The sequence below is a fragment of the Asticcacaulis solisilvae genome (genome assembly GCF_052327315.1).
Lineage (GTDB): Bacteria > Pseudomonadota > Alphaproteobacteria > Caulobacterales > Caulobacteraceae > Asticcacaulis > Asticcacaulis solisilvae_B.
In genome coordinates this window covers 3,625,569-3,641,326 of record NZ_CP166196.1, presented here as the reverse complement: position 1 = coordinate 3,641,326, position 15,758 = coordinate 3,625,569, and the positions used below count along the sequence as shown (strand labels likewise).

The 15,758-nt window shown below is 61.6% G+C and carries 15 protein-coding genes; 6 read left to right on the top strand and 9 right to left on the bottom strand.

All coding sequences use genetic code 11. The features are described 5' to 3' along the window. Nucleotides 1-76: 76 nt before the first annotated feature. The 3 genes from AB8717_RS17145 to AB8717_RS17135 form a co-directional block, all read right to left on the bottom strand. On the bottom strand, nt 77-238 hold the full coding sequence (locus AB8717_RS17145; RefSeq protein ID WP_443748529.1) for a hypothetical protein: 162 nt from the start codon (nt 236-238) through the stop codon (nt 77-79). A gap of 101 nt (nt 239-339) precedes the next feature. After that, complete coding sequence (locus AB8717_RS17140; RefSeq protein WP_443748528.1) at nt 340-1,533, bottom strand: DUF1624 domain-containing protein; 1,194 nt, start codon at nt 1,531-1,533, stop codon at nt 340-342. Nucleotides 1,534-1,602: 69 nt separating this feature from the next. Then, complete coding sequence (locus tag AB8717_RS17135; protein WP_443748527.1) at nt 1,603-2,187, bottom strand: DUF1989 domain-containing protein; 585 nt, start codon at nt 2,185-2,187, stop codon at nt 1,603-1,605. A 233-nt stretch (nt 2,188-2,420) separates the two neighbouring features. Here AB8717_RS17135 and gntA point away from each other — a divergent pair, with 233 nt between their 5' ends. Beyond that, a complete protein-coding gene (gene gntA / locus AB8717_RS17130; RefSeq protein ID WP_443748526.1) occupies nt 2,421-3,116 on the top strand; it encodes a guanitoxin biosynthesis heme-dependent pre-guanitoxin N-hydroxylase GntA in 696 nt (231 codons plus the stop codon). Here gntA and chpT read toward each other — a convergent pair. Continuing rightward, on the bottom strand, nt 3,100-3,864 hold the full coding sequence (gene chpT, locus AB8717_RS17125) for a histidine phosphotransferase ChpT (protein WP_443748525.1): 765 nt from the start codon (nt 3,862-3,864) through the stop codon (nt 3,100-3,102). The two genes, gntA and chpT, sit on opposite strands and share 17 nt — an antisense overlap. Before the next feature lie 216 nt (nt 3,865-4,080). Here chpT and cysK point away from each other — a divergent pair, with 216 nt between their 5' ends. The 4 genes from cysK (at nt 4,081) to mopJ (ending at nt 8,012) form a co-directional block, all read left to right on the top strand. After that, the gene (gene cysK / locus AB8717_RS17120; protein WP_443748524.1) at nt 4,081-5,085 is read left to right on the top strand and encodes a cysteine synthase A; all 1,005 of its coding nucleotides are present in this window, start codon (nt 4,081-4,083) and stop codon (nt 5,083-5,085) included. Nucleotides 5,086-5,211: 126 nt separating this feature from the next. Then, nucleotides 5,212-6,405 (top strand): DUF2336 domain-containing protein, encoded by a 1,194-nt coding sequence (locus tag AB8717_RS17115; RefSeq protein WP_443750915.1) that lies wholly within the window; start codon nt 5,212-5,214, stop codon nt 6,403-6,405. Nucleotides 6,406-6,763: 358 nt separating this feature from the next. Continuing rightward, on the top strand, nt 6,764-7,192 hold the full coding sequence (locus AB8717_RS17110; protein ID WP_443748523.1) for a MucR family transcriptional regulator: 429 nt from the start codon (nt 6,764-6,766) through the stop codon (nt 7,190-7,192). Between the two features lie 298 nt (nt 7,193-7,490). Continuing rightward, entirely contained in the window at nt 7,491-8,012 is a 522-nt protein-coding gene (mopJ, locus tag AB8717_RS17105; protein ID WP_443748522.1) for a motility/cell cycle regulatory protein MopJ, read from the top strand. Here the strand turns inward: mopJ and AB8717_RS17100 are convergent. The 5 genes from AB8717_RS17100 to AB8717_RS17080 form a co-directional block, all read right to left on the bottom strand. Further along, nucleotides 8,009-8,299, bottom strand: coding sequence for a hypothetical protein (locus tag AB8717_RS17100; RefSeq protein ID WP_443748521.1), 291 nt, complete (start codon nt 8,297-8,299; stop codon nt 8,009-8,011). The genes mopJ and AB8717_RS17100 overlap by 4 nt on opposite strands. 8 nt (nt 8,300-8,307) lie before the next feature. Then, on the bottom strand, nt 8,308-8,610 hold the full coding sequence (locus AB8717_RS17095; RefSeq protein ID WP_443748520.1) for a hypothetical protein: 303 nt from the start codon (nt 8,608-8,610) through the stop codon (nt 8,308-8,310). Continuing rightward, complete coding sequence (locus AB8717_RS17090; RefSeq protein WP_443748519.1) at nt 8,607-10,004, bottom strand: radical SAM protein; 1,398 nt, start codon at nt 10,002-10,004, stop codon at nt 8,607-8,609. The genes AB8717_RS17095 and AB8717_RS17090 overlap by 4 nt, the downstream gene beginning before the upstream one ends. After that, complete coding sequence (locus tag AB8717_RS17085) at nt 9,991-10,806, bottom strand: prolipoprotein diacylglyceryl transferase (protein WP_443748518.1); 816 nt, start codon at nt 10,804-10,806, stop codon at nt 9,991-9,993. Before AB8717_RS17085 ends, AB8717_RS17090 begins: the two co-directional genes overlap by 14 nt. 76 nt (nt 10,807-10,882) lie before the next feature. Further along, entirely contained in the window at nt 10,883-11,908 is a 1,026-nt protein-coding gene (locus AB8717_RS17080) for a LacI family DNA-binding transcriptional regulator (RefSeq protein WP_443748517.1), read from the bottom strand. A 412-nt stretch (nt 11,909-12,320) separates the two neighbouring features. Here AB8717_RS17080 and AB8717_RS17075 point away from each other — a divergent pair, with 412 nt between their 5' ends. After that, nucleotides 12,321-15,479: a TonB-dependent receptor gene (locus AB8717_RS17075; protein ID WP_443748516.1), complete on the top strand. Its 3,159-nt coding sequence runs from the start codon at nt 12,321-12,323 to the stop codon at nt 15,477-15,479. Nucleotides 15,480-15,758: the final 279 nt, after the last annotated feature.

Genomic DNA, 15,758 nt, shown 5'->3' with positions numbered 1-15,758 from the left:
TTTGGTTAAAAGAGCGTTCGCAAAATCTTACTGGAGAGTGAATGCGCGAGAAAAGCGCGTAAATCGTGCAAACGTTTTAGTAGCCTTCGCTTTCGATCTTTTTAATCAGATTGTCTTTGCGGGCCTGTTCCGGCGTCTGGATAAAGGATGGACCGGAGCCCAGCTCGTCCTGGATCTTGTCCTGCAGCGCCTCGGCGCGGTCGGTATCGTGTTCGTTAATCTGGCGTTCGCGCGGCATGATCAAACTCCCTTGAAACGCGAAAAATCATTAACCGTTGCATTGTCGGCAACGGAGCTAACCGCGAAATGGGACAGGGCGTTTGCCGGCGTCAATTTGTCCTAAAGATAGGACAGCCACCAGTCGTGGCGGGTGCGTTTCACGCCCTGCCACCAGCGGCACAGCGGATAGATGATCGCAACGGTGGCCATCCAGCCCAGATAGACGGCCCACAGAGGGAAGCCCGAGCCCTTGAACAGGTCCGGCGACATGACGAAGTGCCGCATGGTGTCGATAAAGGGCAGGAAGGGCTGGCCGGCGGCGAAGTGCACCGCGATCGACAGGGCGTGCATGACGTAGAGGTGCGCGACATAGGCCATCAGCGGCACCGAGCCGAAGGTGACCAGGAAGCCCGCCACCGGCCCCTTCAGGCGCGCCAGCCAGGGGATCAGCACGAAGATCGGACCCAGCGTGGCCAGCACATAGTCAAGCGACGGCGGATATTTCTGCACATTCATGAAATCCATGATCGTCCTGGCGGTGTCGTGCTGGTTGGCCCAGGGCGCCGTCGTGCCGTAGACATTCAGCCAGCGCAGGGCGAAGAAGGCGGCGATCATGAGAAGGCCGCAAACCGTGAAGATCAGGTCGCGGCGTGACGATGTGAAGACCGCGCCCATGCCGTAGCCCAGGGCGATCACCCCTATCCACGGCAGGACCGGATAGAAGATCAGGGCGAAGGGCTGGCCATGCCACATGCCTACCCCGCCTTCGTGCAGGAACATCCACAGGCCTTCCCAGGCGCCGAAGGACTTGGCCGATATGCCGTCGAGCAGGTTATGGCCGGCGATGATGACGATGCCTGTCGCCAGAACCGCGACGCGCGGTAGCCAGACCAGCGCCGCCAGCGCGATCATCGAAAAGCCGATGGCCCAGATAACCTGGAGCAGCGGCAGGAAAGGAACCGAGAACGACCAGCCGAAATTGACGACCGTGCATTCCAGGAAGACCAGCCACAGGCCGCGCGTCAGCAGGAAGGTCGATACGGCCCTTGTGTCATTTGTCTTGTCGTGCCTCAGCCAGACCGAAACCCCGGCCAGCCAGACAAAGGTCGCGGCGCACAGGTGGGTAATCCAGCGCGTGGCGTAGACGGCAGGCGGTGAATGATGAAAATCGATGGGATCGTAGGCGTAGCCGCTGACGTGGAAATAGTCGCGGACATGGTCCAGCACCATGACGATGATGACCAGCCCGCGCAGGGCGTCGATAACGCTCAGGCGTCCGCCGCCGGCAGCCTTGGTCGTGTCTGTTGAAGTCATGTCCCGGCCCGTAATGTCCCGGTTTCAGGAAATCACGGAATGGTTTCACCGGCAAGGAAACGTTTTGCCCTAGGCTTCCACCTCGTAGTGGATGGGCTTGAAGGCATAGTTATTCGACTGCAGCGCCGAACAGGCGGTGAGCGCGACGATCAGATCCATCTCGGCTTCGAACAGGATATGGTCGCCGGCGCGGCTGAGCGGCGGATCGACCTTGATCTCGCCGCTGTCGCCATCGACGCGGACATTCATGAAGATATTGAAGGCGACGGGAATGCGGTCGGGCGCGATGCCGTAGGGCTCGAGCGCATGCGCCAGGTTGCCGAAACAGCCGTGGTGCGGATGTTCGTCGCCGTAGATGATGCGGAACGTGTCTTTTGAGCACGGCGTCAGCAGGAAGTCGTGGCGGCCGACCGTATCCTCGACGATGCGCAGCATGATGTTGCTGCGGTTCGAGTAGATCGGATCGCCGATGCTGAGGAAAAGCTTCGAGGCATAGTCGAGCGTCCGGCCGGACGAAATCACTTCGTCGGTGTCGTCGGCGTTGAACGCCAGCATGTCGGACACCTGTTCGCCCTGCGGATCGATGACGCGCAGGCGCTGGCCTTTTTTCAAGGTGAATGCCGTGCCCGAGCGCGGCGCGATTTCCGTGACCATAAACCCTCCAGAATTACGCAATACCGGTAGCGCGGGCCGATGTAAGGGCGGGATAGGAAAATAGACCCAAGCTGCAAAGACGCGGTCGGGTTTCAAAAAAGTACTGGAATTCAATAAGATTTCTGTGCGGCCCGGCGGCTTACGGGCTTCTTGCCGGCGGCCTTTGTCTTGACGATTTAAAGTCGCATCCCGTTGCCGTTAGCCTTTGCGTCCAGTTCAAGAGGATGCGTGCCGTGTACCATTTCCCTGAATCCCAGACGGGCGACGCCACCGCCGAAGCGGGCCTTGTCGAGCGTTTCGAGGCGCATATCAAGCACAAGGCGTTCCCCTGCGTCGGCGCCAAATCCGCCCTGTCGCGCGGGCAGATCCAGACCTTCGTCGCCGGGGATATACGTTGCCCGCGCGACGATGCCGCCATTCACGACGCCCTGTGCGACTTCGTGCAGGCCTATCGCGATCACCCGGGCCCCTTCCAGACGTTCGCCGTGCTGTTTCCGACAGCCGACACCTTGTCCGAAGCGGCTTTCGAGCAGTTTCTGTGGCAGAGGCTGAAAGGCCTGCGTCAGACCGATGCGGCCAGGGGCTGCCAGTATGACGGACGGGTCAGCGCCGATATCGGGGATGCGCGGTTTTCCTTGAGCTTTGGCGGCGAAGCCTTCTTTGTGGTCGGCCTGCACCCGGGCGCTTCCCGCCCGGCGCGGCGCTTCGAGACGCCTGTTCTGGTCTTCAATGCCCACGACCAGTTCGAGCGCCTGCGCGCCGACGGCCGTTACGAAACCCTGCGGGACGCCATCATCGCCCGCGACGTCGCGCTGGCGGGATCGCCCAATGCGATGCTGGCGCGCCACGGAGAGGTCTCCGAGGCGCGCCAGTACAGCGGGCGTCAAATTTCAGGCGACTGGACGTGTCCGGTCAGCTGGCCGGCATAGTCACCGTCAGAACCAGGGCGTCCTGTTCGGCTTCGACGGTTATGGTGCCGCCGGCCTCGGCCACGACGCTGTGCAGCCAATGCGGCTGGATCCATTGTCCCGACAGGCCGTCGCTGAGCGGCTTGCCAGCCAGGGCCTCGACGGCCTCGGGCTTGAGGCGGGCGCGCGGGCCACGGCCGTCGGCGGTGATGGTCAGCGTGCCGTCTTCGGTCGTGGCTTCCAGGCGCGCCTTGCCGCCCATGGGCAGCGAATTGCCGATCAGCAGGCCGAGATTGAGCAGGGCGCGGGCAGCCGGCTTTTCGAACACGGTTTCCGGCGGAATGCGGAAGTCGAGTTCGGCGCGCATCGAAGAATAGACGTCGTTGAGAATCTTGTTCAGTTGCGCCGCCGAGAAGGCTTCCGAAGTCGTCGCCGCGCCGAAGGCGACGCGGGCAAAGTAGACCAGCGCCACCAGCTTTTTGGCCGAGGTCGAGATCAGGTTCAGCGCTTCCTGCTTCATGTCCTGGGCGGACGGGTCTTCCAGCAGGTCGAGGCCCGACATGATGGCGCCGGCGGGGCTGATGAAGTCGTGGCACAGCTTGGCCACCATCTGGGTCGCCAGTTCGTGGCGGCCGGGCAGGTCCGAAGCCTCCGCTGGGTCTGCTTGCGGAACGGTTTCAGCAGCCGTTTCCGTCACGGGGGCAGCGTCGTGGGATGTTTCACCGGCGACGGCGCCGGCTTGCAGAGTGTAGATATCGTCCATGCTCATCGTAACAATCCTTGGCTGGCCGGGTCGTGTCGGTTTAGTTTGTCTCACAGGAGATGTGAGGTGATTTGGCTTAACGAGAAAGTTAAGACGCGATAATATCTCTTAATATGTTCTTAACGAGGGACCGCGTAAATCGCACGGGCGTATGGACCCCCTTGAATATTAAGGCATTAGCCCCGGTCATCATCGTTAAATTTTTCTTGCAGGAGCACTCCCATGGCCTCTTCCGACGACGTTAAGCCCGTAAGCGACGGCTTTTCGCTCGACAATCTTGCGCGCAAGGGACGCGGTAAGGTCTTCGACTCGATTCTCGATACCATGGGCGATACGCCGCTGATCCGGCTGCCGCGCCTGTCGGCCGAGCTGAAGCCCAAGGGCACCGTCCTGGCCAAGCTCGAATTCTTCAATCCGCTGGCGTCGGTCAAGGACCGCATCGGCATCGCCATGATCGAGGCGCTGGAACAGTCGGGCAAGCTCAAGCCCGGTGGCACCATCATCGAGCCGACCTCGGGTAATACGGGTATCGCGCTCGCCTTCGCCGGCGCCGCCAAGGGCTACAAGGTCGTCCTGGTCATGCCGGAATCGATGTCGATCGAGCGCCGCAAGATGCTGCTGATCCTCGGCGCCCGGCTGGAACTGACACCGGCCGAAAAGGGTATGCGCGGCGCCGTCAACCGCGCGCAGGAACTGGCCGCCGAAATCCCGGGCTCAGTCATTCCGCAGCAATTCGAAAACGGCGCCAATCCGGCGGTGCATCGTGTGTCGACGGCCGAGGAAATCTGGAACGATACCAACGGCGAAGTCGATGTCGTGGTGGCGGGCGTCGGTACCGGCGGCTCGATCTCGGGCATCGGCGAAGTGCTGAAGGCGCGCAAGCCGTCGGTGAAGATGATCGCCATCGAGCCCGAAGCCTCGCCCATCCTGTCGGGCGGCGAGCCCGGCCCGCACAAGATCCAGGGCCTGGGCGCCGGCTTCATCCCGGCGATCCTCGACCGCGCGGTAATCGACGGCGTCGAAACCGTATCCAACGACGCGGCGTTCGCCATGGCGCGCAAGTCGGCCCAGGTCGAAGGCCTGCCGGTCGGCATCTCGTCGGGGGCTGCCCTCGAAGTCGCCTTCCGCCTGGCGGCACGCGATGAATACGCCGGCAAGACGATCGTCACCATCATCCCGAGCTTTGCCGAGCGTTACCTGTCGACGGCGCTGTTCGAAGGCCTTTAAGCAGCGCAAACGCCGTCGAAGCCGGCTCTACTTACAAATGCTTAACGCATGGCCGCCATATTGGCGGCCATGTCCGTTTCCGCCTCCCAGATTGCGACCGACGCCGGCTTGCCGGATGGCGAAGGCATGGGCCGGCCGGAACCGGCGCCGTCCCAGGCGCGTCACGTCCTTCTGAAGCGCCTGGCCGACGTGGTCTGCCTGCCGGAAAGCCGGATCAATGCCTTCGAGCGTGCGGTCACCGCCGACCTGCTGGTTGAGATGCTGCGCGAGGCCGGTGTCGAGGAACGCGCCCGGGTCGCCAAGCGCCTGAGCATCCTGGCGGAACTGCCGAACTCCCTGGTGCGCCTGCTGCTGGTCGACGAGGTCGAGGTGGCGCGGCCGCTGATCGAGGACGGCGAGGCGCTGTCCGACTCCGACCTCTATTTCTGCGCGCGCAACGGCCGTCACGGCCACCGCATCCTGCTGGCCAGCCGCAAGGCGCTGCCGAGCTTCCTGTCCGAAATCCTCGTCGACAGCGAAGAGATGCCGGTCATCGAAACCTTGCTGAAGAACAGCAAGGCCGAGATGTCGCAACAGGCCGTCGAAACCGTGGTGGCGCTCAGCCAGAACGCCCCGCAATTGATCCCGCTGCTCATGCGCCGCGCCGAATTGCGCCCGTCTTCGGCCTATATCCTGTTCTGGTGGAGCCCCGCCGAGGTGCGCCGCCTGATCCTCAGCCGCTTCGGCGTGAACCGCGAAATCATGCAGGACATGGCATCCGACGTGTTCGCCATGGCGGCTCAGGAAAAGTGGCAGGACGCCATGTCGCGCAAGGCGCTCCAGTTCATCGAGCGCCGCCAGCGCAACCGCGAGGCTCTGAAGAAAAGCCCGTACGACTCGCTGGAAGCGGCGATCGCCGACGCCGCGCAGAACGGCATGACGCGCAAGATGGCCGAGGAAATCGCCTATCTGTCGGGGATCAAGCCGTCGACCGGCGCCAAGATCCTGCGCGACGCCGGCGGAGAGGGCCTGGCCGTGCTGTGCAAGGCGACGGGTTTGTCGCGCAAGGCGCTGAAGGCCCTGTGGAAGGCCCTGCGCCGGCCCATGCGGACCGAAACCGGGCAGATCCATCCGCAACTGGCCGAAGTCCTGATCACCTACGACATGCTGGCCGTCGATCGGGCCCAGACCGTCCTGCGCTACTGGAACTGGTCGCTGTCCTCGGCCCTGACCCACGTCATGCTGAAGTCGCTCAGCCGCGGTGAAGATGTCGATCTCGATACTTTGAGCGTTCCGCAGCGCGCCGCCATGCTGGCCTTTGCCCAGGAATTCAAGGCGTAAGGTCCGGCGGCTTCTTTCGCCATCAGCGTATAGCCGAGGGTATGGAAACGCCGTAAACGGCCAAGAAAACGCCATGCGAAATCAGGTCGAAACCTGAAAAGCGCTCGCAATGTGCCGTTGCGATTGAAGACAGAAGCGCCACGATTCGCATTTCACAAAAAAACGTCGTTATTTTGGCGATTTTCATCGAAATAAGCGATGAATACGCGCAAATCCGGACAATTAACGGCTGCAAATACCCCAAGAGACAAGTAGATTGTGCGGGAATAAGCAGCCGTTAGATTTTTTTTTGTATTTGTGCTTGAATATTTCAAAAGCTTGGATTAGCTAAAACGCATGGTTTTCGTGGGATATAACAATGGAAAACAAGACTGACACCCTGGATATGACCGCGGACATCGTGTCTGCGTTCGTGGGCAACAATTCAATCCCGGCTGGTGAATTGCCGTCGCTGATCCAGAGCGTATATCAAGCCCTCAATTCTATTTCCTCGGGTGAGGAAACCAAGGTCGAGGCGCCGAAGGAACCCGCCGTTTCGGTGAAGAAGTCGATTTCCAACGACTACATTGTCTGCCTGGAAGATGGCCGCAAGTTCAAGTCGCTGAAGCGTCACCTGCGCACCAAGTACGGCATGAGCCCGGAAGAATATCGCGCCAAGTGGAACCTGCCGAAGGATTACCCGATGGTCGCCCCGAACTACGCCAAGGCGCGTTCGGACCTGGCCAAGCAGATGGGCCTGGGCCAGGGTGGCCGTCAGGTCGCCCGCAAGGGCCGCGCCAAGGCGTAATTTTGACGGGAAACGCGCTGCGCGTTAACCTTTAAAACAAAAGTGGAACAAAGGCTCTGATCTTGGATCAGGGCCTTTTTTCTGTGGTAATTCCAGAACAGCGGTGAGTGTTAACCCTTTTTTTCTTGCCATCGGCCTGTGAGTTAAGAGATGGTGAAAATAGGGCTGATTCGGGCTTTCACCGGCGGTGCAAACCAGAGCGAAACGTGCAGATTTTCTTAAGGCACGCGTCTGGAATGCGCGCCATCCAAGAAAAAATTGCTGATCCTTTACTCGGGGTTGTCGTAAACTATTCCTTATGGCTGGTCTCGCGTCCGAAATGTTGGCGGCCTTGCGTTCGCATGAGGAGATCTTCCGGTACTGGAAGGGGTTGCGCCGTCGCGGCCGTTTGCCGTCCCGCGCCGACATCGATCCGATGCAGATCAAGCGCCGCCTGCCGACCATTTCGCTGATCGACGTCCTGGACCCCAATCCCGACAGCGACGCCGTCTACTTCCGCCAGCGCCTGGCCGGCACCGAACTGTTCGATGCCTATGGCCAGGAAATCACCGGCATGACGTTCAACAAGATCTATACGGCGTCGGAAGCGCAATACTGGGCCGAGGCGCTGAGCTTTGTCGTGGAAAACAGAAAGCCCAATGTCGGCCTGTCCTCGATGGCGTGGCGCGGCGCCAAGGGCCTGAGTCTCTTCTGGCTGCGCTTGCCGCTGGCCAGCGACGGCGTAAATGTCGATATGATCCTGGGGCATGACGCCCTGATCGGCAAGGTCGACCTCCTGCAAAGCGGCATCCGTTCGGCGTCCGTCGAAGCCGTCTCCTAACGCACGATCATCTCGTTAAGCTGCGCCGTGGCCAGGCACGCCGGAAGCGAAGCCAGCATCAGCGCGCCGAAGCTCAGCCACCACCAGCCGCAATATTTTTGCCACGACGGCACGATGCTGACGATCAGCGACGCCACGAAGCTTACACCGATCAGCAGGATATTGAGCAGTCCCGGCACGATGATTTCCAGCGATTCCATGTGTTTGAAGACATAGGGCAGGTAAATAAGCAGCAGGAGGACGAGATGACCGCCCATGACAAGCATTAGAGTGCGTTTGTGTTGCATCGTTTGCCCTATTTGAGGTTTATGCCGAACATACAGGCGGGGATGCCATAGGCGAAGCCAACTCCGAAGCTGATCATGAAGGTCTGCATGTATTTATCCGCCAATGCGGCACCATCGCTCTTGGCGATTTTCAGAAGGCCCATCAGGATAAGACTTAAGACGCCGAGGCAAAGATTCATGGCGGAGATGAGAAACGGTGCCGTCAGGGCCACTGTACGGGCTTGCCCCCAATAGTTAAAGACGCCGGTACTGACGTAAACCAAGAGCAGGACGATACCGTTCAGTCCGAGGACGATGCGAAGCGGCGTCATCGCGCGGCCGCCATCAACCGCGCTTCATCCTCGGCATCGCGGTAGAACAGGTTCATCGTGTCGAACGGGATGATGCGGCCGTCCTTGTGCACGATATGCACGCAGGTCTTCTTGACGCCACGCACGTCGAAATCGTGGGCGTCGTAGAACTTCATGACGATAACGCGGAAAAGATTGGCATAGGTCAGGCCGCCGAACGTGCCGGTATCGACGCGCGGCAGGCAGCACATGATGTCGGCGATCTTTTCCGTACAGTCCTGCGGCGAATTGCCGGTCGAGAACAGTCCGACCAGCTTGGCGTGAACCTCGGGCATGGTTTCGAAATTGACCGTGTTGCGCGACGTTGCCAGCAGTTCTTCCGGGCTGAAATAGCGTGTCAGCGGCACGGTGTCGTCGCCCAGTTTCAGCGCATAGCCCATCATGATGGCGTCGGGGTGGCACGGCACCGGCACCAGGTCCTGGGGCACAAAGACGTCGTATTGGTCGAGGATCGCCTGGCGGACCTCGGACAGGGTGATACGGCCCGTCGCCGGATCGAACTGATCGGTGCGGCCGGCGGCCTGGGTCGGCTGGAAGGTAACGCCGCGCACACAGGGCTGTGTGCGGGCATAGCGCAGGATGTCGCCGACCTCGTGGTCGTTCAGCCCCTTCTGCAGGGTGACCACGAGGGTCGTCGAGATGTTGAAGCGGTTGAGATTGTCGATCGCCTGTTGCCGGATCGCGGTCAGGTCCTCTCCGCGCAAGGTTTTCAATGCCTCGGGCGAAAACGAGTCGAACTGCAGGTAGACTTCGATCCCGGGCATGTAGCCGGCCAGGCGTTCGACAAAGGCGGGCTCGCGCGCGATGCGCAGGCCGTTGGTGTTGATCATCAGATGGCGGATCGGCCGAGCCTTGGCCATGTCCATGACGGTGAAGAAGTCCGGATGGAGCGTCGGCTCGCCGCCGGACAGTTGGACGACGTCGGGTTCGCCTTCGCTGCGCACCACGATGTCGAGCATGCGTTCGATTTCCTCCAGCGTGCGGTGACGGCCGTGGCTGGGGCTGGACGAGGCGTAGCAGGTCGGGCAGGTCAGGTTGCAGCGGTCGGTCAGCTCGACGATAGACACGCAGGAATGCTGTTCGTGGTCGCTGCACAGGCCGCAGTCGTAGGGACAGCCGCGCTCGACCTTGGTGCCGAACTTCCTAGGCATATCGCCTGGCTTGTTGAAGTCGCGCGTCATCTTGTACCAGGCGATGTCGGTCGAGATCAGCACCTTTTCGCGGCCGTGCTCCGGGCAGGTCTTCAGCATGTAGACCTTGTCGTCCTGGAAGATGATCTTGGCTTCCAGCTTGCGCCAGCAGGTCGAGCAGATCGAATTGGTCAGCTCGAAAAAGATATAGTCACGCGCCGCCATCCCGTTTCCCCCTCAGATACTGCGCAAAATGCCAGGCATAGACAGCAAAGCCCAGCACCGCCGCCATTTGCAGCATCGACAGGCCGGGCTTCGCGCTCAGGTCGCTATCGGTAGCGATATTTTGAACAATGTTCAAGCTATTTGTCAGCGTGTAGGTGGTGACGGGTTTCAGGAACTCGATACCAAACCGCCAGGCGCAATAGGCCATGATGAACAGCTTGAAGAGATCGCCGTTTTGCAAGGTGAAGCGTCTGCGGATCTGCCAAAGGGCGCCGGCCAGCGCGACCAGGAATGCGATCTCGTAAAGCGGCGTCGGGTGACGGATAATGCCGTCGCCGGCGTCGAAGCCCAAGGCGAAATGCGTGGCGTCGCCCCAGGTGCCGTCGCTTATTCCCGTCAGCAGACAGCCGATGCGGCCGATGGCGATGGCGGCAAGCAGTGGAAAGACATAGAGGTCGCCCGTTGAGGTTTTGACGCCGGCTGTGGCCTTGGCGATCTCGACGCCGATAATGCCGCCCAGCAGCCCGCCCAGGATGGTCTTGGCCGCCAGCAGATACATGGGATTGCGCGCGATCAATCCCCACAGTTCGGGATGCTCGGCGAAACCCAGGAGCTTCGAGCCGAGGCCTGCGCCGACAATGGCGCCGATGAGCGCCGTCATGCGCGTCCGGTCGTCGAGCCGGTCACCCTGCTTACGCAGCCACAGGTACAGCCGGAAGCCTACGCCGTAGGCCAGGCTTTCGAACACCAGATGCGCCGGCAGGGGCAGGCCGAAGAGATGAAAGACGACGGGTAGATGCACGGCTGACGATCCCCCCGCCCTGGCCTGCGACTATCGCGCGGAAAGGCGGGGCGGGCAAGGGGCCAAACGGTGAGGTTCAGGCGGCCGGCGCCGGGCCCGTCGATTCGCGCACGACCAGCTCGTGCGGGATGATGTGGCGTTCCTGGACGTCGGAGCGGTGCAGCGTATCGCCGGCGGCGTTCAGGATCTGCAGGGTGCGCTTCGCCATGTCGAGATAGGGCTGGCGCACCGTGGTCAGGGCCGGCCAGACGGCCGAAGCGATCGGCGCGTCGTCGAAACCCACGACCGACAGGTCTTCCGGGATGCGCAGGCCCTTCTTGTGTGCCACCGAGCAGGTGGCGGCGGCCATTTCGTCGTTGGAGGCGAAGATAGCTGTCGGACGGTCCTTGAGGCTAAGCAGCTTTTCCGCCGCTTCGATCCCTGACTTGAAGTTGAACAGGCCTTCGACGGTGTAGTCCTTCGGCGGTCGCGGGATGCCGGCGGCGTCGAAGGCTTCGTTGAAGCCTTGGCGGCGCAGGAAGGCCGCGGCGTGTTCGGGGTGGCCGGCGATGTGCGCGATTTTCCTGTGGCCGAGCGACAGCAGGTAGTCGGTGACGTCGCGCGCCGCCTTGCGGTCGTCCATATTGACCGAAGGATAGTGGTCGTCCGGCGTGGTCGGCGAGATCAGCACGCAGTGGACATGGTGGTCCTTCAGGAAGGTCTTGAGCGGGCCGTAGTCGCACAGGGGCGGCAACAGCACCATGGCCTTGAACTGGGCGTCGGCGACGAAGCGCGCAATGTCCTCACGCGGGAAATCGGTCCGGCCCGGCGCGAACAGATCGATGGCCAGGTGGTTCTGGGTCTCCATCGACGCCATCAGCATGGCGTGGTGGAAGCGGCCCTGGTAGCCGCTGGCCGGATCCTCCAGCAGCATGCCGACCGACTTGTTCTCGCCCTTGCGCAGTGACCGCGCCTGGCTGTTCGGCCGATACTCGAGCTTGGTCATGGCGTTGCGCACGCGTTCGCGCGTCGGCGCCTTCACCGCCGGATCGTCGTTCAGCACGCGGGATACGGTTTTCGCGGACACGCCGGCCAACTCGGCGACGTCATAAATGGTCGACATGGAAATTCTCGATACGCCCGATTCCACCTTAGTTCGAAACTTTCCGTGGGGAAACCGTCTTCAATAGCGATCCCATGTCCATCCCTGGCCCGTTCTGTGACAACGCTGCAACATATGGACAGGTTTCTGTCCATTTTGTCCATGTCAAAATGACATCGATGACATTTTTATTGACTTGAGCCCACCCATTTGTCAACGTTCAGAGGCAGGCGATTGCCCGCACAGGGCGGTAAAAGCATAAAAAAGCAGGGTCGTTATAGAAACTCGGATCAAATCCACGGGTTCGAGAAATTGTCTGCAAGACAAATAGACAATGTCCAAGTGGACATTCAAACCGCGTGCGCAGGGTAACGCGTAACAAAGCCGTGCGCGGAAATTCCAACTGATCAGGAACCAAGGGATGGAAAGAACCATGTCAGTTACCAAGTCCAAGACGCTCAGTCGCATCGCGCTGGGCGGGCTTTTGTGTACCGGCGTCTCGATGCTGGCGCTCGCGACCGCAGCGCAGGCCGAAACGGCTCCCGCCAAACCTGCCGATGACCAGGTCGTCATCGTCAAGGGCGTGCGCGGTTCGCAGCTGCGCACCGTCGAATTGAAGAAGAAGGCCATCGCCCAGGTCGACGCCATTTCGGCCGAAGACATCGGCAAGCTGCCGGACGTCACCATCGCCGACAGCCTGCAACGCGTGTCGGGCGTGCAGATCGTCCGCGACGCCGGTGAAGGCGCCGCCGTCAACATCCGCGGCCTGGCCCAGACGATTACCCTGTTCAACGGCGAACAGTATCTGTCGGCCGGCAATATCGGCCAGGCCCAGGCCAACTTCCTCGATGTGCCGTCGCAGCTGCTGAACAGCGTCGTGGTCTACAAGTCGACCGATCCGCGTACGCCGCTGGCTGGCGTTTCGGGCACGATCGACCTTCAGACCCGCCGTCCGTTCCAGTTCGCCAAGGGCGTGACCCTGACCGGCGCCGCCGAACGGTCGCGCGGCGACTATACGAAGGGCAACGATTATTCGGTCAACGCCCTGTTCAACTGGCGTAACGACCGCGTGGGCTTCCTGGTCACGGCGGCCGCCTCGGATTCGAACCTCGGCAACAACTATTCCGGCTTCGGCGGCGGCGTCTTCTCCGAAAACGACTGGGGGCAAGGCAATGCGGAAGACTATATCTCGCCGCACGGCTTCGAAATCTACAACCGCGCCATAGAGCGCAAGCGCACGGGCGTCAACGCGGCCTTCCAGGCCAAGCTGGGCGAAGGCTGGACGCTGACGGCGGAAACCTTCTACACGCACCTGGAAGAGCATAACCGCGCCGTCGGCCTCAACATCTCGAACCGCTGGGACGGCGCTGCCTTCGGCACCTGGCTGACCCCGACCGCCCACACCGACACCGGCCTTGCCGACGGCAACGGCACGCCATGGTGGAATGTGTCGCAGTACGACATCAATGCGCAGTGGCTGAACTCGTTCACCGTCAACCGCACCAACCACAACGACGCCACCAACTTCAATCTGGAACTGAAGTACGACAACGGCGGCAAGTTCACGATGGAAAGCCGCTTCGTCGGCGGCCGCGCCCACCGTCTCAGCATGAACGGCCAGGTCCAGGGCGACCTGTCGAACTGGCAATATTCGTCGGCTGCGCCGAACGAATTCACCCTGTTCCGCGACGCCAACGACCGGACGCGCGGCACCTTCTATCCGTCGTCGATCTGTTCGCAGTACCCGGCGTCGCAGCGGTCCAACAGCATCACCGGTTCGGCCGGCGGCTGCTACCTCAATCCGAACCCGCTGGGTTACGAGTCGAACCCGCTGCTGCACGTCAATTCGAGCGGCGGCACGCTGGCCTTCAGCGGTTTCGAAGACCCGATGGCGCGCACGGGCGGCCTCGGCGCCGGCAAGTCGACGGCCGACTACATGGCCAATCTCGGCTCGTACAAGGTCGCGGCCTATTCGTCCGAAGGCAATAACGACGCCCACTCGGACCTCCAGGTCGCGCGCATGGACGGTCATTACAAGTTCGACGAAAAGCTGTTCGGCCTGTTCACCAAGGTCGATGCCGGCGTCCGCACGTCGGAGCGCGGCGTGGACGTCGAACAGTTCCACCTGTTCTCGTCCTTCTACGCCAATACCGGCGTCCAGATGATCAATGACAGCCACGGCAATCCCGTGCCGGTCGGCGCCGCCGGCTGCGCGGCGCAGTGGAAAGCCATCGACGTCGTCATGAACAACCCGCTGTGTTCGGCCGGCGAATACGTACCGAATTCCGATCACTCGGCCGGCGCGCCCGCCACCATCTTCCAGGGCTATACGGTCAACAAGCCGACGGCGCTCGACACCTACAACCCGGTGACCTTCGTCACGGGGCTGGGCGGCAAGACGGCTTCGGGCATTCCGGGCTTCTGGGCGGTCGATCCCAAGGCGTTCGACGACGAAGAAGCCTTCATGAACAAGGTGTTCGGCAAGGCGGTCCGCACCCCGGTCCCCGGCCAGTCGTTCGACGTCCAGCTCAAGGAAGACAGCGCCTATGTCGCCGGTGAGTTCGAAAAGAGCATCTTCAGCGGCAATGTCGGCGTCCGCGTCATCCGCACCAACCTGCGCGTCCGCCAGAACGTGACCTCGCCGGTGGCCGTGCCGTACGGCGACGACAACTTCGACAATGGCGATCAGGTCTCCGAACGCCACTATGTCGACGTGCTGCCGTCGTTCAACCTGAACGCCGACGTCACCGAGAACCTGAAGCTGCGCTTCGCCTGGTCCAAAACCATGCAGCCGCTCGACCTCGGCAATTATGGCGGCGGCGTTTCGATCGCCACCAATGACGATCCGGCGCACAATCGCCGCGTCGTGACCTCGGTCAGCTTCGGCGGCAACCCGAACCTCGATCCGTGGCGTTCGACCGACACCGACTTCTCGGCCGAATACTATCTCGGCCGCGCGTCGATGGTGAACCTGGCCCTGTTCAACCTGGACATCAAGAGCTTTGTCACCCCCGGCCAGATACTGTCGGGTCCGTGCGACTATCAGAACAGCGACAACACCTGTTCGGGCGTCGTGCAGATCAACCTGCCTCTGCAGGGTTCGGGCGGCCAGGTCCAGGGTCTGGAACTGGGCGGCAAGTTCGCCTTCAAGGACTTCTGGGACGCGGGCCTGTTCTCGAACTTCGGGGTCGACACAAACATGACCCTGTCGCCGAGCCACGCCCAGCAGGTCGGTCTCGACGGCAAGCGCCTGCCCTTCGTCGACAACTCGAAGACCCTGTACAACCTGGTCGGCTGGTACCAGGACGAAAAGCTGCAGGTCCGCGTGGCCTACAACTATCGCAGCGAACGTCTGCGCAGCGTTTCGGTGCTGAACGGCAATTCCAACGTGCCGACCTTCGCCGATCCGACCGGCTTCGTCGACCTCAACGCGACGTACAACATCAACGATCACCTGTCGCTGTACCTCAACGGCTCCAACGTCACCGGTGAAGTCGAGAAGTATTACTACCACTTCGGCAAGTCGAAGCAGTTCTCTTACGAGAACGAATTCGAGTCGCGCTACACCGTCGGCATCCGCGCCAAGTGGTAAGCGCCTCCGGCCTGCGGGAAGCTTAGCTTTTCGCAGCCCGGCAGCGTGCGACTGCACGCCGCCGCTCGTGCGGCGCTTGAGCGCACAAGATTCGGGCATCGGCCGTCCGACGCGTTGTCCTGACGCTTCGCGGTCGATGCCCGATACCTCTCACATGCCCTGTCCGGCATGTGATCTGGACGTTCCGGCGCGGTCTCCCCGCCCGGGGTCCGTTCTTCCCCAACTGAGGTGTCTTCATGGCACGGTACCCCTCCCGTGCGACTTGCTTAAGACGGTCGC

What these genes read in the sequence shown, in the direction of transcription:
- chpT (WP_443748525.1), bottom strand. Translation starts at nt 3,864, where the DNA reads ATGAGCATGGACGATATCTACACTCTGCAAGCCGGCGCCGTCGCCGGT.
- AB8717_RS17080 (WP_443748517.1), bottom strand. Translation starts at nt 11,908, where the DNA reads ATGTCGACCATTTATGACGTCGCCGAGTTGGCCGGCGTGTCCGCGAAA.
- AB8717_RS17075 (WP_443748516.1), top strand. Translation starts at nt 12,321, where the DNA reads ATGTCAGTTACCAAGTCCAAGACGCTCAGTCGCATCGCGCTGGGCGGG.
- AB8717_RS17095 (WP_443748520.1), bottom strand. Translation starts at nt 8,610, where the DNA reads ATGACGCCGCTTCGCATCGTCCTCGGACTGAACGGTATCGTCCTGCTC.
- AB8717_RS17115 (WP_443750915.1), top strand. Translation starts at nt 5,212, where the DNA reads ATGGGCCGGCCGGAACCGGCGCCGTCCCAGGCGCGTCACGTCCTTCTG.
- AB8717_RS17135 (WP_443748527.1), bottom strand. Translation starts at nt 2,187, where the DNA reads ATGGTCACGGAAATCGCGCCGCGCTCGGGCACGGCATTCACCTTGAAA.
- AB8717_RS17140 (WP_443748528.1), bottom strand. Translation starts at nt 1,533, where the DNA reads ATGACTTCAACAGACACGACCAAGGCTGCCGGCGGCGGACGCCTGAGC.
- mopJ (WP_443748522.1), top strand. Translation starts at nt 7,491, where the DNA reads ATGGCTGGTCTCGCGTCCGAAATGTTGGCGGCCTTGCGTTCGCATGAG.
- cysK (WP_443748524.1), top strand. Translation starts at nt 4,081, where the DNA reads ATGGCCTCTTCCGACGACGTTAAGCCCGTAAGCGACGGCTTTTCGCTC.
- AB8717_RS17100 (WP_443748521.1), bottom strand. Translation starts at nt 8,299, where the DNA reads ATGCAACACAAACGCACTCTAATGCTTGTCATGGGCGGTCATCTCGTC.
- AB8717_RS17145 (WP_443748529.1), bottom strand. Translation starts at nt 238, where the DNA reads ATGCCGCGCGAACGCCAGATTAACGAACACGATACCGACCGCGCCGAG.
- AB8717_RS17090 (WP_443748519.1), bottom strand. Translation starts at nt 10,004, where the DNA reads ATGGCGGCGCGTGACTATATCTTTTTCGAGCTGACCAATTCGATCTGC.
- AB8717_RS17110 (WP_443748523.1), top strand. Translation starts at nt 6,764, where the DNA reads ATGGAAAACAAGACTGACACCCTGGATATGACCGCGGACATCGTGTCT.